This window comes from Microbulbifer sp. TYP-18 (assembly GCF_040932045.1).
GTDB lineage: Bacteria > Pseudomonadota > Gammaproteobacteria > Pseudomonadales > Cellvibrionaceae > Microbulbifer.
Map to the genome: position 1 here is coordinate 33,212 of NZ_JBFRBC010000013.1, position 14,322 is coordinate 47,533.

General features: G+C 52.1%; 9 protein-coding genes. 6 read left to right on the forward strand and 3 right to left on the reverse strand.

Annotated elements, in window-relative coordinates; translation table 11 throughout:
* Nucleotides 1–39: 39 nt before the first annotated feature.
* Nucleotides 40–1,392 (reverse strand): exodeoxyribonuclease VII large subunit, encoded by a 1,353-nt coding sequence (gene xseA / locus ABVT36_RS11615; RefSeq protein WP_368456732.1) that lies wholly within the window; start codon nt 1,390–1,392, stop codon nt 40–42.
* 170 nt (nt 1,393–1,562) lie between these two features.
* On the opposite strand from xseA, the gene guaB reads away from it, so the two are divergent.
* The 3 genes from guaB (at nt 1,563) to ABVT36_RS11630 (ending at nt 7,441) form a co-directional block, all read left to right on the forward strand.
* Entirely contained in the window at nt 1,563–3,050 is a 1,488-nt protein-coding gene (guaB, locus tag ABVT36_RS11620) for an IMP dehydrogenase (RefSeq protein ID WP_367152490.1), read from the forward strand.
* Between the two features lie 93 nt (nt 3,051–3,143).
* Nucleotides 3,144–4,721: a glutamine-hydrolyzing GMP synthase gene (guaA, locus tag ABVT36_RS11625; protein ID WP_368456734.1), complete on the forward strand. Its 1,578-nt coding sequence runs from the start codon at nt 3,144–3,146 to the stop codon at nt 4,719–4,721.
* A 704-nt stretch (nt 4,722–5,425) separates the two neighbouring features.
* Complete coding sequence (locus ABVT36_RS11630; protein WP_368456735.1) at nt 5,426–7,441, forward strand: acyltransferase family protein; 2,016 nt, start codon at nt 5,426–5,428, stop codon at nt 7,439–7,441.
* A 392-nt stretch (nt 7,442–7,833) separates the two neighbouring features.
* Here the strand turns inward: ABVT36_RS11630 and ABVT36_RS11635 are convergent, their stop codons facing one another.
* The gene (locus ABVT36_RS11635) at nt 7,834–8,001 is read right to left on the reverse strand and encodes a transposase (protein WP_368456736.1); all 168 of its coding nucleotides are present in this window, start codon (nt 7,999–8,001) and stop codon (nt 7,834–7,836) included.
* Nucleotides 8,002–8,569: 568 nt separating this feature from the next.
* On the opposite strand from ABVT36_RS11635, the gene ABVT36_RS11640 reads away from it, so the two are divergent.
* Nucleotides 8,570–10,453, forward strand: a complete 1,884-nt coding sequence (locus ABVT36_RS11640) for an acyltransferase family protein (RefSeq protein WP_368456737.1) — start codon at nt 8,570–8,572, stop codon at nt 10,451–10,453.
* A gap of 589 nt (nt 10,454–11,042) precedes the next feature.
* Here ABVT36_RS11640 and ABVT36_RS11645 read toward each other — a convergent pair.
* Nucleotides 11,043–12,101, reverse strand: a complete 1,059-nt coding sequence (locus tag ABVT36_RS11645; RefSeq protein WP_368456738.1) for an NAD(P)H-dependent flavin oxidoreductase — start codon at nt 12,099–12,101, stop codon at nt 11,043–11,045.
* A gap of 140 nt (nt 12,102–12,241) precedes the next feature.
* Between ABVT36_RS11645 and ABVT36_RS11650 the strand changes: the two genes are divergently transcribed.
* Both ABVT36_RS11650 and ABVT36_RS11655 read left to right on the forward strand, forming a co-directional pair.
* The gene (locus ABVT36_RS11650) at nt 12,242–13,117 is read left to right on the forward strand and encodes a LysR family transcriptional regulator (protein WP_368456739.1); all 876 of its coding nucleotides are present in this window, start codon (nt 12,242–12,244) and stop codon (nt 13,115–13,117) included.
* The gene (locus tag ABVT36_RS11655; protein ID WP_368456740.1) at nt 13,114–14,247 is read left to right on the forward strand and encodes a YbfB/YjiJ family MFS transporter; all 1,134 of its coding nucleotides are present in this window, start codon (nt 13,114–13,116) and stop codon (nt 14,245–14,247) included. Before ABVT36_RS11650 ends, ABVT36_RS11655 begins: the two co-directional genes overlap by 4 nt.
* Nucleotides 14,248–14,322: the final 75 nt, after the last annotated feature.

Sequence of the window (14,322 nt, forward strand, 5' to 3'; positions counted from 1 at the left end):
TCCCGGCCGGACGTGGCCGCCTGGTCGGGCGGGGCTATTTCACTCGGAGGTCTGCTCCACCAGGGCGGTAAACCCGCCCTCCCACAGGCGGGTATGTACGCGCTGGCCCGCCTCCAGTGATTTCGAGCATTTAACGATCCGGCCGCTGTTGTCGCGCACAATCCCATAGCCCCTTTGTAACACCGCAAGGGGGCTCAGGTTGTGCAGCAGCTGCGCCATGTGGCCCAGCCGTTCGCCACGCTGTTGGAGCAAACCGTCCACCGCCCTTTGCAGTGCCTTTCCCGCTTCATCCAGCTGGGTTTGCCCGGCGCGCAGTGATCGCTCCGGGTGGCAGTGGGCGAAAGCCCGCAGGGCGGAATTCAGCCGTTGCCGGTCCCGCTGAATGGTGTATTGGCCGGCACTCCGCAGGCGCAGTTCCAGGTGGTCGAGGCGCTGGGCGCGGTTTTGCAGTTGTTCCCGCGGGTGGCGGATATGGCTTCGCGCCAACCGGACTTCCTGCTGCAGGTGGCGTATCAGAAGCAGTGCGGCCCGCTGCAGCCGGTGTTTGAGGGCGGCGAGCGTCTGCGCCAGTTCTATGGCCCCGGCGCTGGCGATTTCCGCCGCGGCGGAGGGGGTGGGGGCGCGTACATCCGCCACCAGATCCGCGATGGTGGTATCGGTTTCGTGGCCCACGGCGGAGATGGTGGGTATCGGGCAGGCGGCCAGTGCCCGGGCCACCACTTCTTCATTGAAAGGCCACAAGTCCTCCAGGGAACCGCCTCCGCGCCCGACGATCAGGAGGTCGTGGCGGCGGAGTCGACCCGCCGTGTCGATGGCCGCGGCAATCTGCTCCGCCGCTCCCTGTCCCTGCACCTGCACCGGCCACAACTCGATTGCGGCGGCCGGGTAGCGGCGCCCCAGTATCTGTATCATGTCCCTTACCGCGGCGCCGGTGGGCGAGGTGACTATGCCGATGTTGCGCGGCAGCATGGGCAGCTTCTGTTTGCGTGCCGGGTCGAAGAGTCCCTCCGCCAGGAGCCTGGCTTTGAGCTGCTCCAGTTGGCGCATCAGCGCACCGATACCCGCCTCCTCCATGTGTTCGACAATCAACTGGTATTCGCCGCGTCCCTCGTACAGGCTGACCCGGGCGCGTATCAGTACGTCGAGGCCGTTCCTGGGCCGAAAGCGCAGGCTGCGGTTGCGGCCGCGAAACATGGCGCAGCGCACCTGGGCCCGGGCGTCCTTGAGGGTAAAGTACCAGTGACCCGAACTGGGGGTGGAGAAGTTGGAGATCTCGCCGCCGACCCACAGCAGGGGAATATTGTTCTCCAGCAGGGTTTTGACCTCTCGGTTCAGGTCGCTGACCGATAGGACACTGCGGTTTGTGGACGCTGTCGGCGGGCTGACTGGCATATCTTGCTCACTCGGGAAAATCTGGTGGGTCAATATTGCAGCATCCCCCCGGCAGGTAAAGCCGTTTGCCAAAAACACCGCCGCGACAGCAAATAGGCTTTTGCTGACAGTGTGGTTGCGGCTATAATCGCGCCGATACCCAATCCCGCCACTTCGAGGTTTGAGTGTCCATGTCTGAATCCGGTCTGCGTATCGCGCACGAAGCCCTCACATTTGACGACGTCCTGCTGGTGCCCGGCTACTCCAAGGTAACCGCCAAGGATGTCAGCCTGCAAACCAAACTGTCGCGCAATATTTCCCTGAATATCCCGCTGGTGTCCGCCGCCATGGACACAGTGACGGAGTCCCGCCTGGCCATTGCCCTGGCGCAGGAGGGCGGCATCGGTATTATCCACAAGTCCATGTCCATCGAGGATCAGGCGCTGGCGGTGCGCGCGGTGAAAAAATTCGAGGCGGGCGTGGTCAAGGACCCGATTACCATTGAATCCAGCGCCAGTGTGCGCGAGTTGTCCGCCCTGACCAGTCACCACAATATTTCCGGTGTGCCGGTCATGGACAAGGGCAACCTTGTGGGTATCGTCACCAGCCGCGATGTGCGTTTTCAGACCGACCTGGATGCGTCGGTGGCGAGTATCATGACACCGAGCGAACGCCTGGTGACCGTTGGGGAGGGCGCGGCTCCGGAGCAGGTACAGGAACTGCTGCACCGGCATCGCATTGAAAAGGTGCTGGTGGTCAACGACAGTTTTCAACTGCGCGGGCTGATCACGGTCAAGGATTTCAACAAGGCGGAGCAGTACCCCAACTCCTGCAAGGATGAGGATGGCCGCCTGCGGGTCGGGGCCTCGGTGGGAACCAGCTCAGACACCGATGACCGGGTGGCGGCACTGGTGGAGGCCGGTGTTGACGTCCTGGTCGTGGATACGGCTCACGGCCACTCCTACAATGTGATCGAGCGGGTGCGCCGGATAAAGCAGATGCATCCGCAGGTGGATGTGATCGGCGGCAATATTGCCACCGGTGAGGCGGCGCGGGCCCTGCTGGACGCGGGTGCGGACGCGGTGAAAGTGGGCATAGGCCCTGGCTCCATCTGTACCACCCGCATCGTAACCGGTATCGGAGTACCGCAGATCAGCGCCATAGCCAATGTGGCCCAGGCACTGGCGGGCACTGGTGTGCCGCTGATCGCGGACGGTGGCATCCGCTTTTCCGGCGATATCTCCAAAGCCATAGTGGCGGGGGCCCACTCGGTCATGATGGGCTCTATGTTTGCCGGCACCGAAGAGGCGCCGGGAGAGGTGGAGTTGTACCAGGGCCGCACTTACAAATCCTATCGCGGCATGGGTTCCCTGGGAGCCATGTCCCGCCTGCAGGGCTCCTCGGACCGCTATTTCCAGGACGCCAGCAAGGGCGCGGAAAAACTTGTACCGGAAGGTATCGAGGGGCGCGTGCCCTACAAGGGGCCCATTGCAGCGATAGTGCACCAGATGATGGGCGGCCTGCGCTCGGCCATGGGTTATACCGGCAGCCTGGATATCGATACCATGCGGTGCCGACCCGAGTTTGTCCGGGTGACGGCGGCGGGCATGGGAGAGTCCCATGTGCACGACGTGACCATTACCAAGGAAGCACCCAACTACCCGGTGGGCGGCCGTTGACCGCACCCAGGCAGCAGTTGTATTTGATGGCGAGCGGACCCCTGGGGTCCGCTCGCAGTTTCGGGCCCGAGCCCAGTCCAATCCGAGTAAATCATGTTTAAAGATATCCACTCCAGCCGAATCCTGATTCTCGACTTTGGTTCCCAGTACACTCAGCTGATCGCCCGTCGGGTGCGCGAACTGGGTGTGTTTTCGGAGATCCGCGCTTTCGACATGAGCGAGGGAGAGATCAGGGCCTATAAGCCCCAGGGGATCATTCTCGCCGGCGGGCCCGAATCGGTACCCGAGCCGGGCTCACCGCGGGCGCCGGAGGTGGTGTTTACACTGGGTGTGCCGGTGCTGGGGATCTGCTACGGCATGCAGACCATGGCCCATCAATTGGGCGGTGAGGTACAGGGCAGTGATCTGCGCGAATTCGGCTATGCGCAGATCGGGGTGGAGGGACACTCCCGGCTGCTGCACGACATCAAGGACCACCTGGGCGGTGAAGGCCGCGCGCTGCTCGATGTGTGGATGAGCCACGGCGACAAGGTGGTGCGGATGCCGGAGGGGTTCGAACTGATGGCCTCCACGGATTCCTGCCCCATCGCGGGCATGTACCACGCGGAGAAAAATTTCTTCGGCGTGCAGTTTCATCCGGAAGTCACCCACACGCTGCAAGGACAGCGTATTTACGCACATTTCGTGATGGAAATCTGTGGCTGTGAACAGCTCTGGACCCCGGCCAATATCATCGAGGATTCCATCGCCAGGGTGCGCGAGCAGGTGGGTTCCGGCAAGGTATTGCTGGGCTTGTCCGGCGGTGTGGACAGTTCAGTGGTGGCTGCACTGCTGCACAGGGCCATCGGCGACCAGCTGACCTGTGTATTCGTCGACAACGGTTTGCTGCGCCTGAACGAGGGCGACCAGGTGATGGAGATGTTCGCCGAGAATATGGGAGTGAAAGTGATCCGCGCCGATGCGGAGGAGCAGTTCCTGGCGCGCCTGGTGGGTGTGGACGAGCCGGAGGCGAAACGCAAGGTTATCGGCAACACCTTTATCGAGATTTTCGACCGGGAGGCGGCCGAAATCGAAGGGGTAAACTACCTTGCCCAGGGCACCATTTATCCGGATGTGATCGAGTCGGCTGCGGCCAAGACCGGCAAGGCACACGTGATCAAGTCGCACCACAATGTCGGCGGCCTGCCCGAGGATATGCAGTTTGAACTGGTGGAGCCCCTGCGCGAACTGTTCAAGGATGAAGTGCGCAAGATCGGCCTGGAACTGGGGTTGCCTTATGACATGGTCTACCGTCACCCGTTTCCAGGGCCGGGCCTGGGTGTGCGGATTCTCGGCGAGGTGAAAAAGGAGTATGCGGATATCCTGCGCCGGGCGGATGCGATTTTTATCGAGGAGCTGCACCGGGCGGACTGGTACCACAAAACTAGCCAGGCTTTTGCGGTATTTTTACCGGTGAAGTCGGTCGGCGTAGTCGGCGATGGAAGACGCTACGAGTATGTGGTGGCCCTGCGCGCGGTGGAAACGGTGGACTTTATGACGGCGCGGTGGGCGCATCTGCCCTACGAGCTGATTGAAACGGTGTCCAACCGCATCATCAACGAAATCGAGCATATCTCCCGTGTCGTTTACGATGTGTCCAGCAAACCACCGGCAACCATTGAGTGGGAGTGAATCCATGTTTGGCACTGACAAGTAGTTTCAAAGAGTAATCAAACAAAACGCATTGTATTCAACGGGTTTTTAATGTTGTTTTAGCAGTTTCAGGCCCTTCTTGGTACCATCTAGCAGGCTTTTTTATGGTTTGTTTTATGGTGCTATTTAAGCTGATACTTGTACTTAGGAAGTTCATACAGTGATTATTCATATGATCTTGGTGTTGGTGGATTCAAAAACATTGATATTAAAGGAAGTATTTACTTAAACGCTGGCACGTTTGTTAATGCTCTTTAAACCTTAAATTGGAGGATGCGATGCTGATCCATAACGTGTTTGGCAATTTGAAGCTTAGCATTGTCTGAGAGGCTATAAGCAGCTAGTCGATGTGATTGAGGAGATATCTATCACAAGGATTGTTAAGATATAAAGTCTGATCAACCGAAAGGAAAACATGATCTGCTCACACATCAGATTTGACTATAACTCACAGTCAGGTTAAGTTGTCCTCAGAAACAGACTAAAACCTTCAGGGCTGACAAGGGAAGTCGCTGGATATTTGATAAAGGCTGTTCAAAAAACGAAGACAAAATATACCAAACTATATTGAGCTCATGAAAGAATACGGCAGTATTGATCGACAGATACAAATCAGTTTTACCCTGAAGCACGTCCACAACCCTGCTGATATAAATCTTGGATAGAAACACACTTATGGGATTGTGTTTGCTGTTCAAATAGATGAAACCACCGATTTTATCCACAAAATTACAACCTGTCTACCTATGAGTAATTCGTCATACCGTGCCGATATTGACGGCCTAAGAGCCATCGCAGTACTTCTCGTTTTATTTTTCCATTGCGGTTTCGCCTTCTTGCCGGGAGGTTTTGTCGGCGTAGATGTATTTTTCGTCATCTCTGGATTTCTGATTACCTCTTTATTACTTGATGAAGTTAAAAGCAGAGGAACAATTTCATTTGCTAAATTTTATGAGAGGCGACTAAGGCGATTAGCCCCGGCACTCCTTACAACAGTTGCGCTAACGTTACTTGCTGGTTCATTTATTCTTGCCCCAACGGACTTAACCAATGTAGCCGAATCAGTTGTTTATTCTCTTAGCGGTATTTCCAATATTTATTTTTACTACGGTGATGATTATTGGAGTTCCGATCAGATTCGGCCTTTATTACATACATGGTCGCTTAGTGTTGAGGAGCAGTTTTATTTAGTATGGCCTGCATTAGTTGTGTTTATATTCGGTAGGCTTGGTTTAACAAATCTATCTTTCATATTAATTGCGATCATATTGGCTAGTTTTTTTGCAAATATTTTTTTTCCGATCAATGATGTCGCCTTATATTATCTAACTCATTTCAGGCTATTTGAGATGGGTGGTGGAGGATTATTAGCAATCTACTTTAAATCCAAAAAGGCAATACGGCTTTCCTCTCCGGCTTGGTCAGCTGTTGGACTATTGCTAATCGGATATTCGGCCCTAACTTTAAATAAGGATTCAGTTTTCCCATCCTATAATGCTATTGCACCTACACTAGGTACTATTCTGATAATTTTTAGTCGGTCAGATGCATTATTTAACAGAGTTTTATCCTGTCAGATTTTTGTGTGGGTAGGTCTTCGTAGCTACTCTCTTTACTTAATCCATTGGCCTCTTATTGTGTACGCACAATATATCATTGCGGATGAGCTAGAATTTTATGGAAAAATTTTAGTGGCATGCACAAGTATACTGTTGGCCCACTTAATGTTTAAATATGTAGAGCAACCTTTCAGGGGAGCTGGGCGGCTACTGCCAACTTGGTCTCCCGCTGCACTCGCAACACCTGCATTTGCAATAGCATTTCTTATAATTATTACTAGCTCTACTATAATGGTAGGTAATGGGTGGAGCTGGAGACTTGGAGATCAGCGATTAGAGATGATAGCTAATTTTCAAGATAATGATAAAAATGCTTACGACGCTTTCTCAGGTGTAGAGCAAGGTAGCAGCCAATGTAGGGGGCCCGTTTGCACGTTTCCCAGCAAAGAAAAAGCTAAAAATTTTGTTCTGATTGGGAGAAGTCATGCAAGGCATTTTGTAAATGGCCTATTAAATGAGGGAGAATCATTTACTTTCTATCATGTAGACTGCAACTCGTTTTTTGGCCCCTATTGCGATAACGGAAGATTTGCAACAACTCAGTATCTTGATCAAAGAGATAAAGTACTTGAGCTAGTAAGAGGTAACTTTCCTCTAATAATAATTAGCGAGGTTCTCCGTTATTCAAATGGAAAAGGAATAAAAGAAGCGGCTACAGGAAAAACTATAAAATTTAAGACTGAAACTGAATGGCTGATTTTTATTGAAAATTCTCTCATATCACTAAAGAAGAAATTTCCTCATCAAAAAATACTTCTTATTGGAGAGACGCCGAGAAGAGGTCGAATGATGAACTCCTTAAATTGCATCACGAGACCATTCATGCCTGAGGATTGTTTTTCTACCCCGATTGAGGTGCATGAGAAGTGGCTAAATATAAACAAAAAACTATCAACAATGGCAAGAAGGGTTGGCATTAATTTCTTTAATCCGCATGAGTATTTGTGTGATGACTCATCTTGTAAAAATTTCATAGGGGGCCAACCAATATATGCTGACTACCATCACTACAGTGATGAAGGTTCAAAATATATGGCCGAACACCTCGAAAGGCATATTAAATACTTGAGGAGCCTCTAAAAAATTTAGCGCAATCTTACGCTTTGCGTCGAGTTAGCCGGTTAGACGCAGTCAAGCAGGAATACTGGTTGCCTTTCAAGCGGCTGCAACACAGCGGGTGCACGCTCCTGTAGCCAAAGCGACGCCGTTCTAAAGCGATCTCCTTGATGCGATCGGCCAGCGCGGGAGTTTCGGCCCTCCGGGGGACTGGTATCGCATTGATGCGCGGGATAATCCGACGAGTGAACAGGCCATACACTCCGAGATAGTCCTTTCCTGCTGCAGGGTTCGCACGGCCTCGCGCTTGTGCTCGACGGTTAGTACTTTCGGTTGAGAGCAGCCTTGAGCGCTTCCTGATTGAGCATGGACTCCGCCAGCAGCTTCTTCAGGCGGGTATTCTCTTCTTCAAGAGTTTAGAGATGTCGGGCTTCAGCCACCTCCAGGCCATCGTACTTCTTCCGCCAAGTGTAAAAAGCGGCATCTGAGATGCTGTACTTGCGACAAAGCTTCTTGACCGGGATGCCGGCCTCGGCTTCCTTCACGATCGGGATGATCTGCTCTTCGATGAATCGTTTTTTCATGTTCATCTTCCTCGTTAGTGATGGACATTACTAGGATCACAGTGGACTAGAAAGTGGGGAGCAGGTCATTGATTTGAAGCAGCAAGGCTTAGAAGCATTAGAGATAGGACTACAAGTTAAGTGAGTAAACACTGCTGAAGCAAAAGGCTTGATTGAGGATGGATGAAGCAGAGGGAGAGAATACGACGTAGCGGAACTTGAACCACACTCTGCTAAAGCCGCTAAGAAATATTGGAAGGTGTACGACACAGTAGTAAAGCGACTTCAAAAGAAGGCGAAGAAGAAGGCGCAATCTTTGATAGGGCTGCTGAAAATGACAAGCATGAAAGAAAGGTGGCTTAGCAATTATTGGCAGAGAGCGGATTGACTACATGGGTGACGAACATTTCAGAGAAGCGATGTTGAGGGAAGGCTACGTAAAGACGTTTGAACAGCGAACATGCAGAAAGCAGAGTATCCACACCAACACACACAAGTCGCTCAATAAAGCACAAGCGAACATTGAGGCAGTAGAGAAAGGCACGTTTGGAATAGGGTATCAAATGACTATTGGAATAGAATTATCAACGTGAAATATAGAGCAGAAATCGATGGATTAAGGGCATTCGCTGTATTGTCAGTGGTGATATTTCACTTCTATCCCTTCACATTAGATTTAGGGTTTAGAGGTTATTTAGGCGTTGATGTTTTCTTTGTGATTTCTGGCTTTTTAATCGGAAGCTTTATAATTGATGGGCTCAGAAATTCTAGCTTCAGTTTTAGAAAATTTTATTGGAAACGAGTAAAGCGGATATTGCCAGCAGCTATGTCGACTCTCATCGTTACCTCAGTTGCTGCCATCTATATTTTAGCTCCTTATGACTTGGTCGCTTATTTCAAGTCTCAGCTTGCTGCCCTTACTTTTACTCCAAATATTTATTTTTGGCGAGCAGGAGGATATTTCGGTGATTTAGATGCGCTGAAGCCTCTTCTGCATTTCTGGTCTTTAGGAGTAGAAGAGCAATTCTATTTGATCTTTCCTTTAACACTTTTTCTAGTCCACAAACTATTTGGCCGGAAGTCGCTTACGCTAGCTATTTTAGTGATGTCAGCTTTGAGCTTTGTCTTGAATATTTTTCTAATAAAGATAGGGGGAGGGAATCCGGCCTTCTTTTTGTTGCCAGCTCGGGTGTGGCAATTCGGGCTGGGGTGTTTTGCAGCATGCATTGTTAGGGAGAAAATGTATCTAGCAAGAAATGAATTACTAAACGTGATCCTGATTTTACTAGCGTTATCTTTTTTTGTTCGGCCTCCCAGTCCCTTGCCAGATGGATTTCTGGTGACTATTTTTACAGCGATGATACTTGTGCTGACTCCCACTAGCGGTTTGGCCTTCTCAATTTTATCCAATAGGGTATCTCAATTTTTTGGGAAAATCTCGTTTTCGATTTATTTGCTGCACTGGCCAGTAGTGGCGTTATTAAATTATGTGTTTGTGCGTGGATTTTCCATTCAATTAGCGACCGCAGGATTAATCTTTACTTTTCTTATTTCTTATCTAAGCTATAGATTTGTAGAGGTTCCTTTTAGGTACAATATTTCTGACAAAAAAGTCAAGCAATATTTGCTGTCCACAGTGTTCGTAATATTCGGCATGTCTATTATTGGCATGAATACGAAGTTTCTAGAATTTAATAACTCTAAACTAGTTTCAAATTTGTCTTCTCAAATTCAAACAAATTATAGATGCCCCGTAAGTAGCTATCGAAGATTTGGTGGGGGCAGAGCTTGTATTTTGTCAGGCGCATATAAACCAGAAGAGACCTCTGTGGTTCTAGTTGGAAACTCTCACGCGCAAATGTATGCTCCTTTAATTAGCCAAAAGACGGCGGATCAGAACGCATTGCTGGTGCCGTTAAACAGTTGCCTTCCTACAACCAATGTCAATATAAGCGACAGCTGTTTAAGACAAGCTTATTTTAATTTTGAAGCGATCAAAGATCTTCCTAAGCTCCAATACATTGTTATAGGTTTAACTTGGTATTCGGAGAGTTATTATTCGAGCGACGGATCGTCTACAAGAAGAGATATGTTAGACGACTTGCTTAAACAGGTTGATTCATACGAGAGGATGGGGATTAAAGTTTTTGTGGTTTCCCCTATACCAATACCGCAATTTCAACATGCCTCCGACTACAGCCGCATGCTTAAATTCAAGCAGATGTCTGAGATAGAATACGAACAGGGCTCTAAAATTAAATTTGAGCACTTCATATCCGAAATTGGCATAATTAATAAAGCTCTTGAGGCTCGACTTGGGAAGAGATACATAAAGGCTTACGAAAATTTATGCGACGAAGAGTTTTGTTATTTTGGCGATTTGAACGGATCGTATTTCTCAGACACTAACCATCTATCCAGTTATGGGACCTCAGTTGTAGCTAAGTCTTTTGACACCGTAGAATTTAAGTAAATTGCGTTGCAATGCAAAACTTGCTCAACAAAGCACAAGCGAACATTGAGACAGCAGAAAAAGGCACGTTTGGAGTAGGGCAATAGCACTTGTAATGTTTGCAAGTTGCTCTGATGTTAACCTATTGAATCTATTAGGGATTTTAAGAGGTGATGGTTGAGCAGATAAGGCAGAAAACTTGTAAACTCTGTTTTGCTGCTCGCAATGCCTAGCAGGTTATTGAAAAAGGCATCCTGCCTGTTTCAAAACACGAAATGCGAAAAATGTGATTTTCACTTTTCTCCCAGAATCAACGACTTAGGCTTCGTCGATTTTTCCGGAACATCCATATTCCGGTACCAGGCGTCGAAATTCTGCGAATTTCAACAGCCTGCTAGTGTAGCAACGCTTTCAAACAACGTCACTATTGAGTGGGAGTGAAAACCTCTTTCAAGGACTATCGGTAGCAGTGGGGAAGGCGGCGTAAAGTTACAATTCTATTAAATTTACGTCGCCTCACCTATGGGTGGTAAGTGGGAGTCATTGTTGGAAAAACCTGAGTACAGCAAATTCCTCGAACCAAGACACTCCCGAATTAATCAGAAATTCCTTAAACCGACATCTCCCTTACCAGGGTTGCAACTAGCTGTGCCGCTGGCAGTTCACGTGCCATCGGAGCCCCCTGGCCCGCCCAGTGCGCTGCAAACTCATGATTTCCCAATTTGGCAGCCGCTGCGTTCAGCTGTTTCGCCGCATCATAGGCCACCGGATAGGCGATCGGTTTTATTGCTGTCGCCAGCTCAGCATGGTCGATGAAGCGGTTGCGGATGCCCCTTGCCGGTCGTCCCGAAAGCGTTGAGGTCAAGCGGGTTACAGCAGCGCGCTCACTCTTGAGGTCTGTTCGATAGCCCTGATTGGCGGCGGACTCGGGGCACAGTATGAAGGCGGTTCCCAGCTGGGCAGCTGCCGCGCCCAGTTTCAAGGCTGCGCTGATCCCCTGACCATCCATGATACCCCCGGCAGCAATGATCGGCAGGTCGAAATTCCTGGCCAGCAACCGAACGAGCACGGATGTACTCAGTTGTTCGTCGACAGAATCGGGGTCGAAGATACCGCGGTGCCCACCGGCCTCAATGCCCTGGGCAACGATCGCGTCAATGCCCCGCTCCTGAATCTGCCCCGCTTCCTCGAGACTGGTAGCCGTCGCCAGTGTATAGATGCCGGCATCCCGCAGGGCATCTATCCACTCCGCGGCCGGTAGTCCAAAGTGAAAACTGACCACGGCGGGTCGGGTCTCTAGCAGCATCTCGAATGCTTCATCATTGTCGATGAAGCTGCGGTAGATTTCGTCCAGCGAAGCCGGCAAGTCGACGCCGCACTCGAGGAACAGCGGCTTCAGGTGCTCGAGCCAGGCTGTTTCCCGCTTTGCATCCCGCAGGGCGGGTTGGTGGCAGAGGACGTTGACGTTGAAGGGGCGTGCCGTCAGTGCGCGCGTCTGTTCGATCATCTGCCTGGCCTCGGGCAGGCTGCTCGCGCCAATGCCCAGCGAGCCCAAACCTCCTGCATTCGACACCGCAGCGGCCAGTGCGGGCGTTGCGACACCGGCCATCAGTGCCTGAATAATGGGATGAATAAGCAGTCGAGCTGGGAGTGGGGTTGAATTGCTCATCGTCAAAAAACTCCACCGGGGGATCGAGGCATCTAAGGCCAACTCCGTTAGTGTCAACAGGCCCTAGTGAAGAATAATGGATATCAATCATTCATATTTTGAGTATATACTGCAACACTTATTATCAAAAAGTGAATGATGTGGATCTGGAAACCCTGAAGATATTCGATGTGGTTGCCGTCGAACTGAGTGTTACGCGGGCAGCATCCAGGCTTGGGCGAGTGCCCTCCAATGTAACCACGCGTATACAGCACCTGGAGGCGGAGCTGGGAGCGGATCTCTTCATTCGCTCCGGTAAGCGCATCAGGCTATCCACCGCGGGGCAGCGCTTCCTGGAGTATGCGCAACGCTTGCTCGCGCTGGCGGATGAGGCCCGACATGTCGTCGGTGGAGGTAGCAGTGGAGGAACACTGCGCATCGGTAGCATGGAGTCCACGGCGGCAAGCCGGATCGCGGCGCCGCTGGCGTCCTTCAACCGGGCCAATCAGGCAACCAGACTGGAGGTCAGTACAGGCCCGTCAGCACAGCTTGTAGAGCAGGTGCGCAACGGGAAGCTGGACTGTGCATTCGTTGCGCTGCCCCCAGCGATCAAGGGGGAGCCGGGCCTGGCCGAGATGGACTTGCAGGGCTTCCCGGTCTGGCAGGAAGAACTCCTGTTGCTACTGCCAGCTACTGACGTGGCGGCAACGACTCCCGAGCAGGTGGTTACTCGATCCCTGGCAGCATTCAGATTGGGCTGCACCTACAGAACCATCGCAGAGGACCGGCTTGGAATAGTGGCCGGAGGTGAGTGGAGGATTCAGGAGTTGGGTTCCTACCACGCGATGGTTGCTGCTGTTGCGGCTGGTTCCTGTGTCACTCTGTTGCCGCGCAGTGTGCTGGAACTGAGCAATGTTCCGGCTGACCTGGCGTCGTTGGATCTGGGCTCCATAAATATCCATCTCATATGGCGCAGCGGCTACGGGATTCCGGCGTTTCAGAAGTTTGTCCAGTTGTTCATGGGGGAACAGTCATGAAGTTTCCCACTGCTGGTGTGGGCCCCGCCATCGGCGCGGCGCTTGTCATGGCCGTTGGCATAGGGTTTGGTCGTTTCGCCTATACGGCGCTCTATCCACATATGGTTCAGGACGGCGTGCTCAGTTTGAGCGGTGGCAGTCTCACCGCTTCCGCGAACTATGGGGGGTATCTCATTGGGGCGCTACTGGCTATCAAGGCCAAGCCGGCAAGTGCCCACCGTGTCTGTCTATGGGCGACAGCCGGCACCGCCCTATGCCTGGCAGTTCTGGCCCTTCTCAAGGCGACCTGGGCGATTGTCGCGGTGCGAGGTATCGCCGGTGTTTTCAGTGCGGTTGCCATGGTCGCCGCTTCGCTGTGGTTGCTTGAGCATCGCAAGCACCTGCACGGTGCTCCCCTGCTGTACGCCGGAGTGGGATTTGGAATTGCCCTGTCTGCTGAGTTTGTTGTCCTTGCGGCGCAGCTGGGGTCTGACAGCCAGGGGCTCTGGCTGATGCTCGGTATCAGCAGTTTCGTGCTGGGGCTGCTGGCGGCACCGGTATTGAAAGCGGGCGGCGAAGAGGATTTCGCTCAGGTGACGGTCACACCGGGCGGGGATGACAGCGTCAGGCAATTGCCTCTGGTGATGATTTATGGCCTGGCTGGCTTTGGCTACATCATCACTGCGACCTACCTGCCACTGCTGGTGAAGACTGCGCTTCCGGATGTGGACCCGGCCCATGTTTGGGCAGTCTTTGGGCTGGGTGCAGCTCCTTCGTGCTTCCTTTGGCATTGGGCACGTCTGCAGCTCGGCACGAAAAAGTCGCTGGCGTTGAACCTTGTTGTCCAGGCTTTCGGTGTGGTACTGCCTGTTTTTCTCCCCAACGGCGCCGGTTATCTGACCAGCGCTCTACTGGTCGGCGGTACCTTCCTGGGCACGGTCACCATTGTAATGCCAGCAGCTCAACGGATTGCGAGTCAGGTTCGTGGCAACCTGCTGGCTACCGTGACCGTTATTTACAGCATTGGCCAGATTCTCGGTCCTCTGGTGGCCAATAACCTCTACCAGGCGAGTCATGACTTTAGCGGTTCACTATGGGCGGCCGGCGCAGCGCTCATGGTCGGTGCCTGTATGAGCCTTGTAGCCCTGTAACCCATTGAGCAACCAGTTTTATCTACGGGAATATGGTGTTAGAAGGGTCGATCCGCTTGTCTCTGTGCGGGCCGA

Bases quoted from the DNA above. Each gene is read 5' to 3' on its own strand.
- guaB (WP_367152490.1), top strand. From the start codon at position 1,563: ATGTCTGAATCCGGTCTGCGTATCGCGCACGAAGCCCTCACATTTGAC.
- ABVT36_RS11655 (WP_368456740.1), top strand. From the start codon at position 13,114: ATGAAGTTTCCCACTGCTGGTGTGGGCCCCGCCATCGGCGCGGCGCTT.
- ABVT36_RS11635 (WP_368456736.1), bottom strand. From the start codon at position 8,001: ATGAAAAAACGATTCATCGAAGAGCAGATCATCCCGATCGTGAAGGAA.
- guaA (WP_368456734.1), top strand. From the start codon at position 3,144: ATGTTTAAAGATATCCACTCCAGCCGAATCCTGATTCTCGACTTTGGT.
- xseA (WP_368456732.1), bottom strand. From the start codon at position 1,392: ATGCCAGTCAGCCCGCCGACAGCGTCCACAAACCGCAGTGTCCTATCG.
- ABVT36_RS11645 (WP_368456738.1), bottom strand. From the start codon at position 12,101: ATGAGCAATTCAACCCCACTCCCAGCTCGACTGCTTATTCATCCCATT.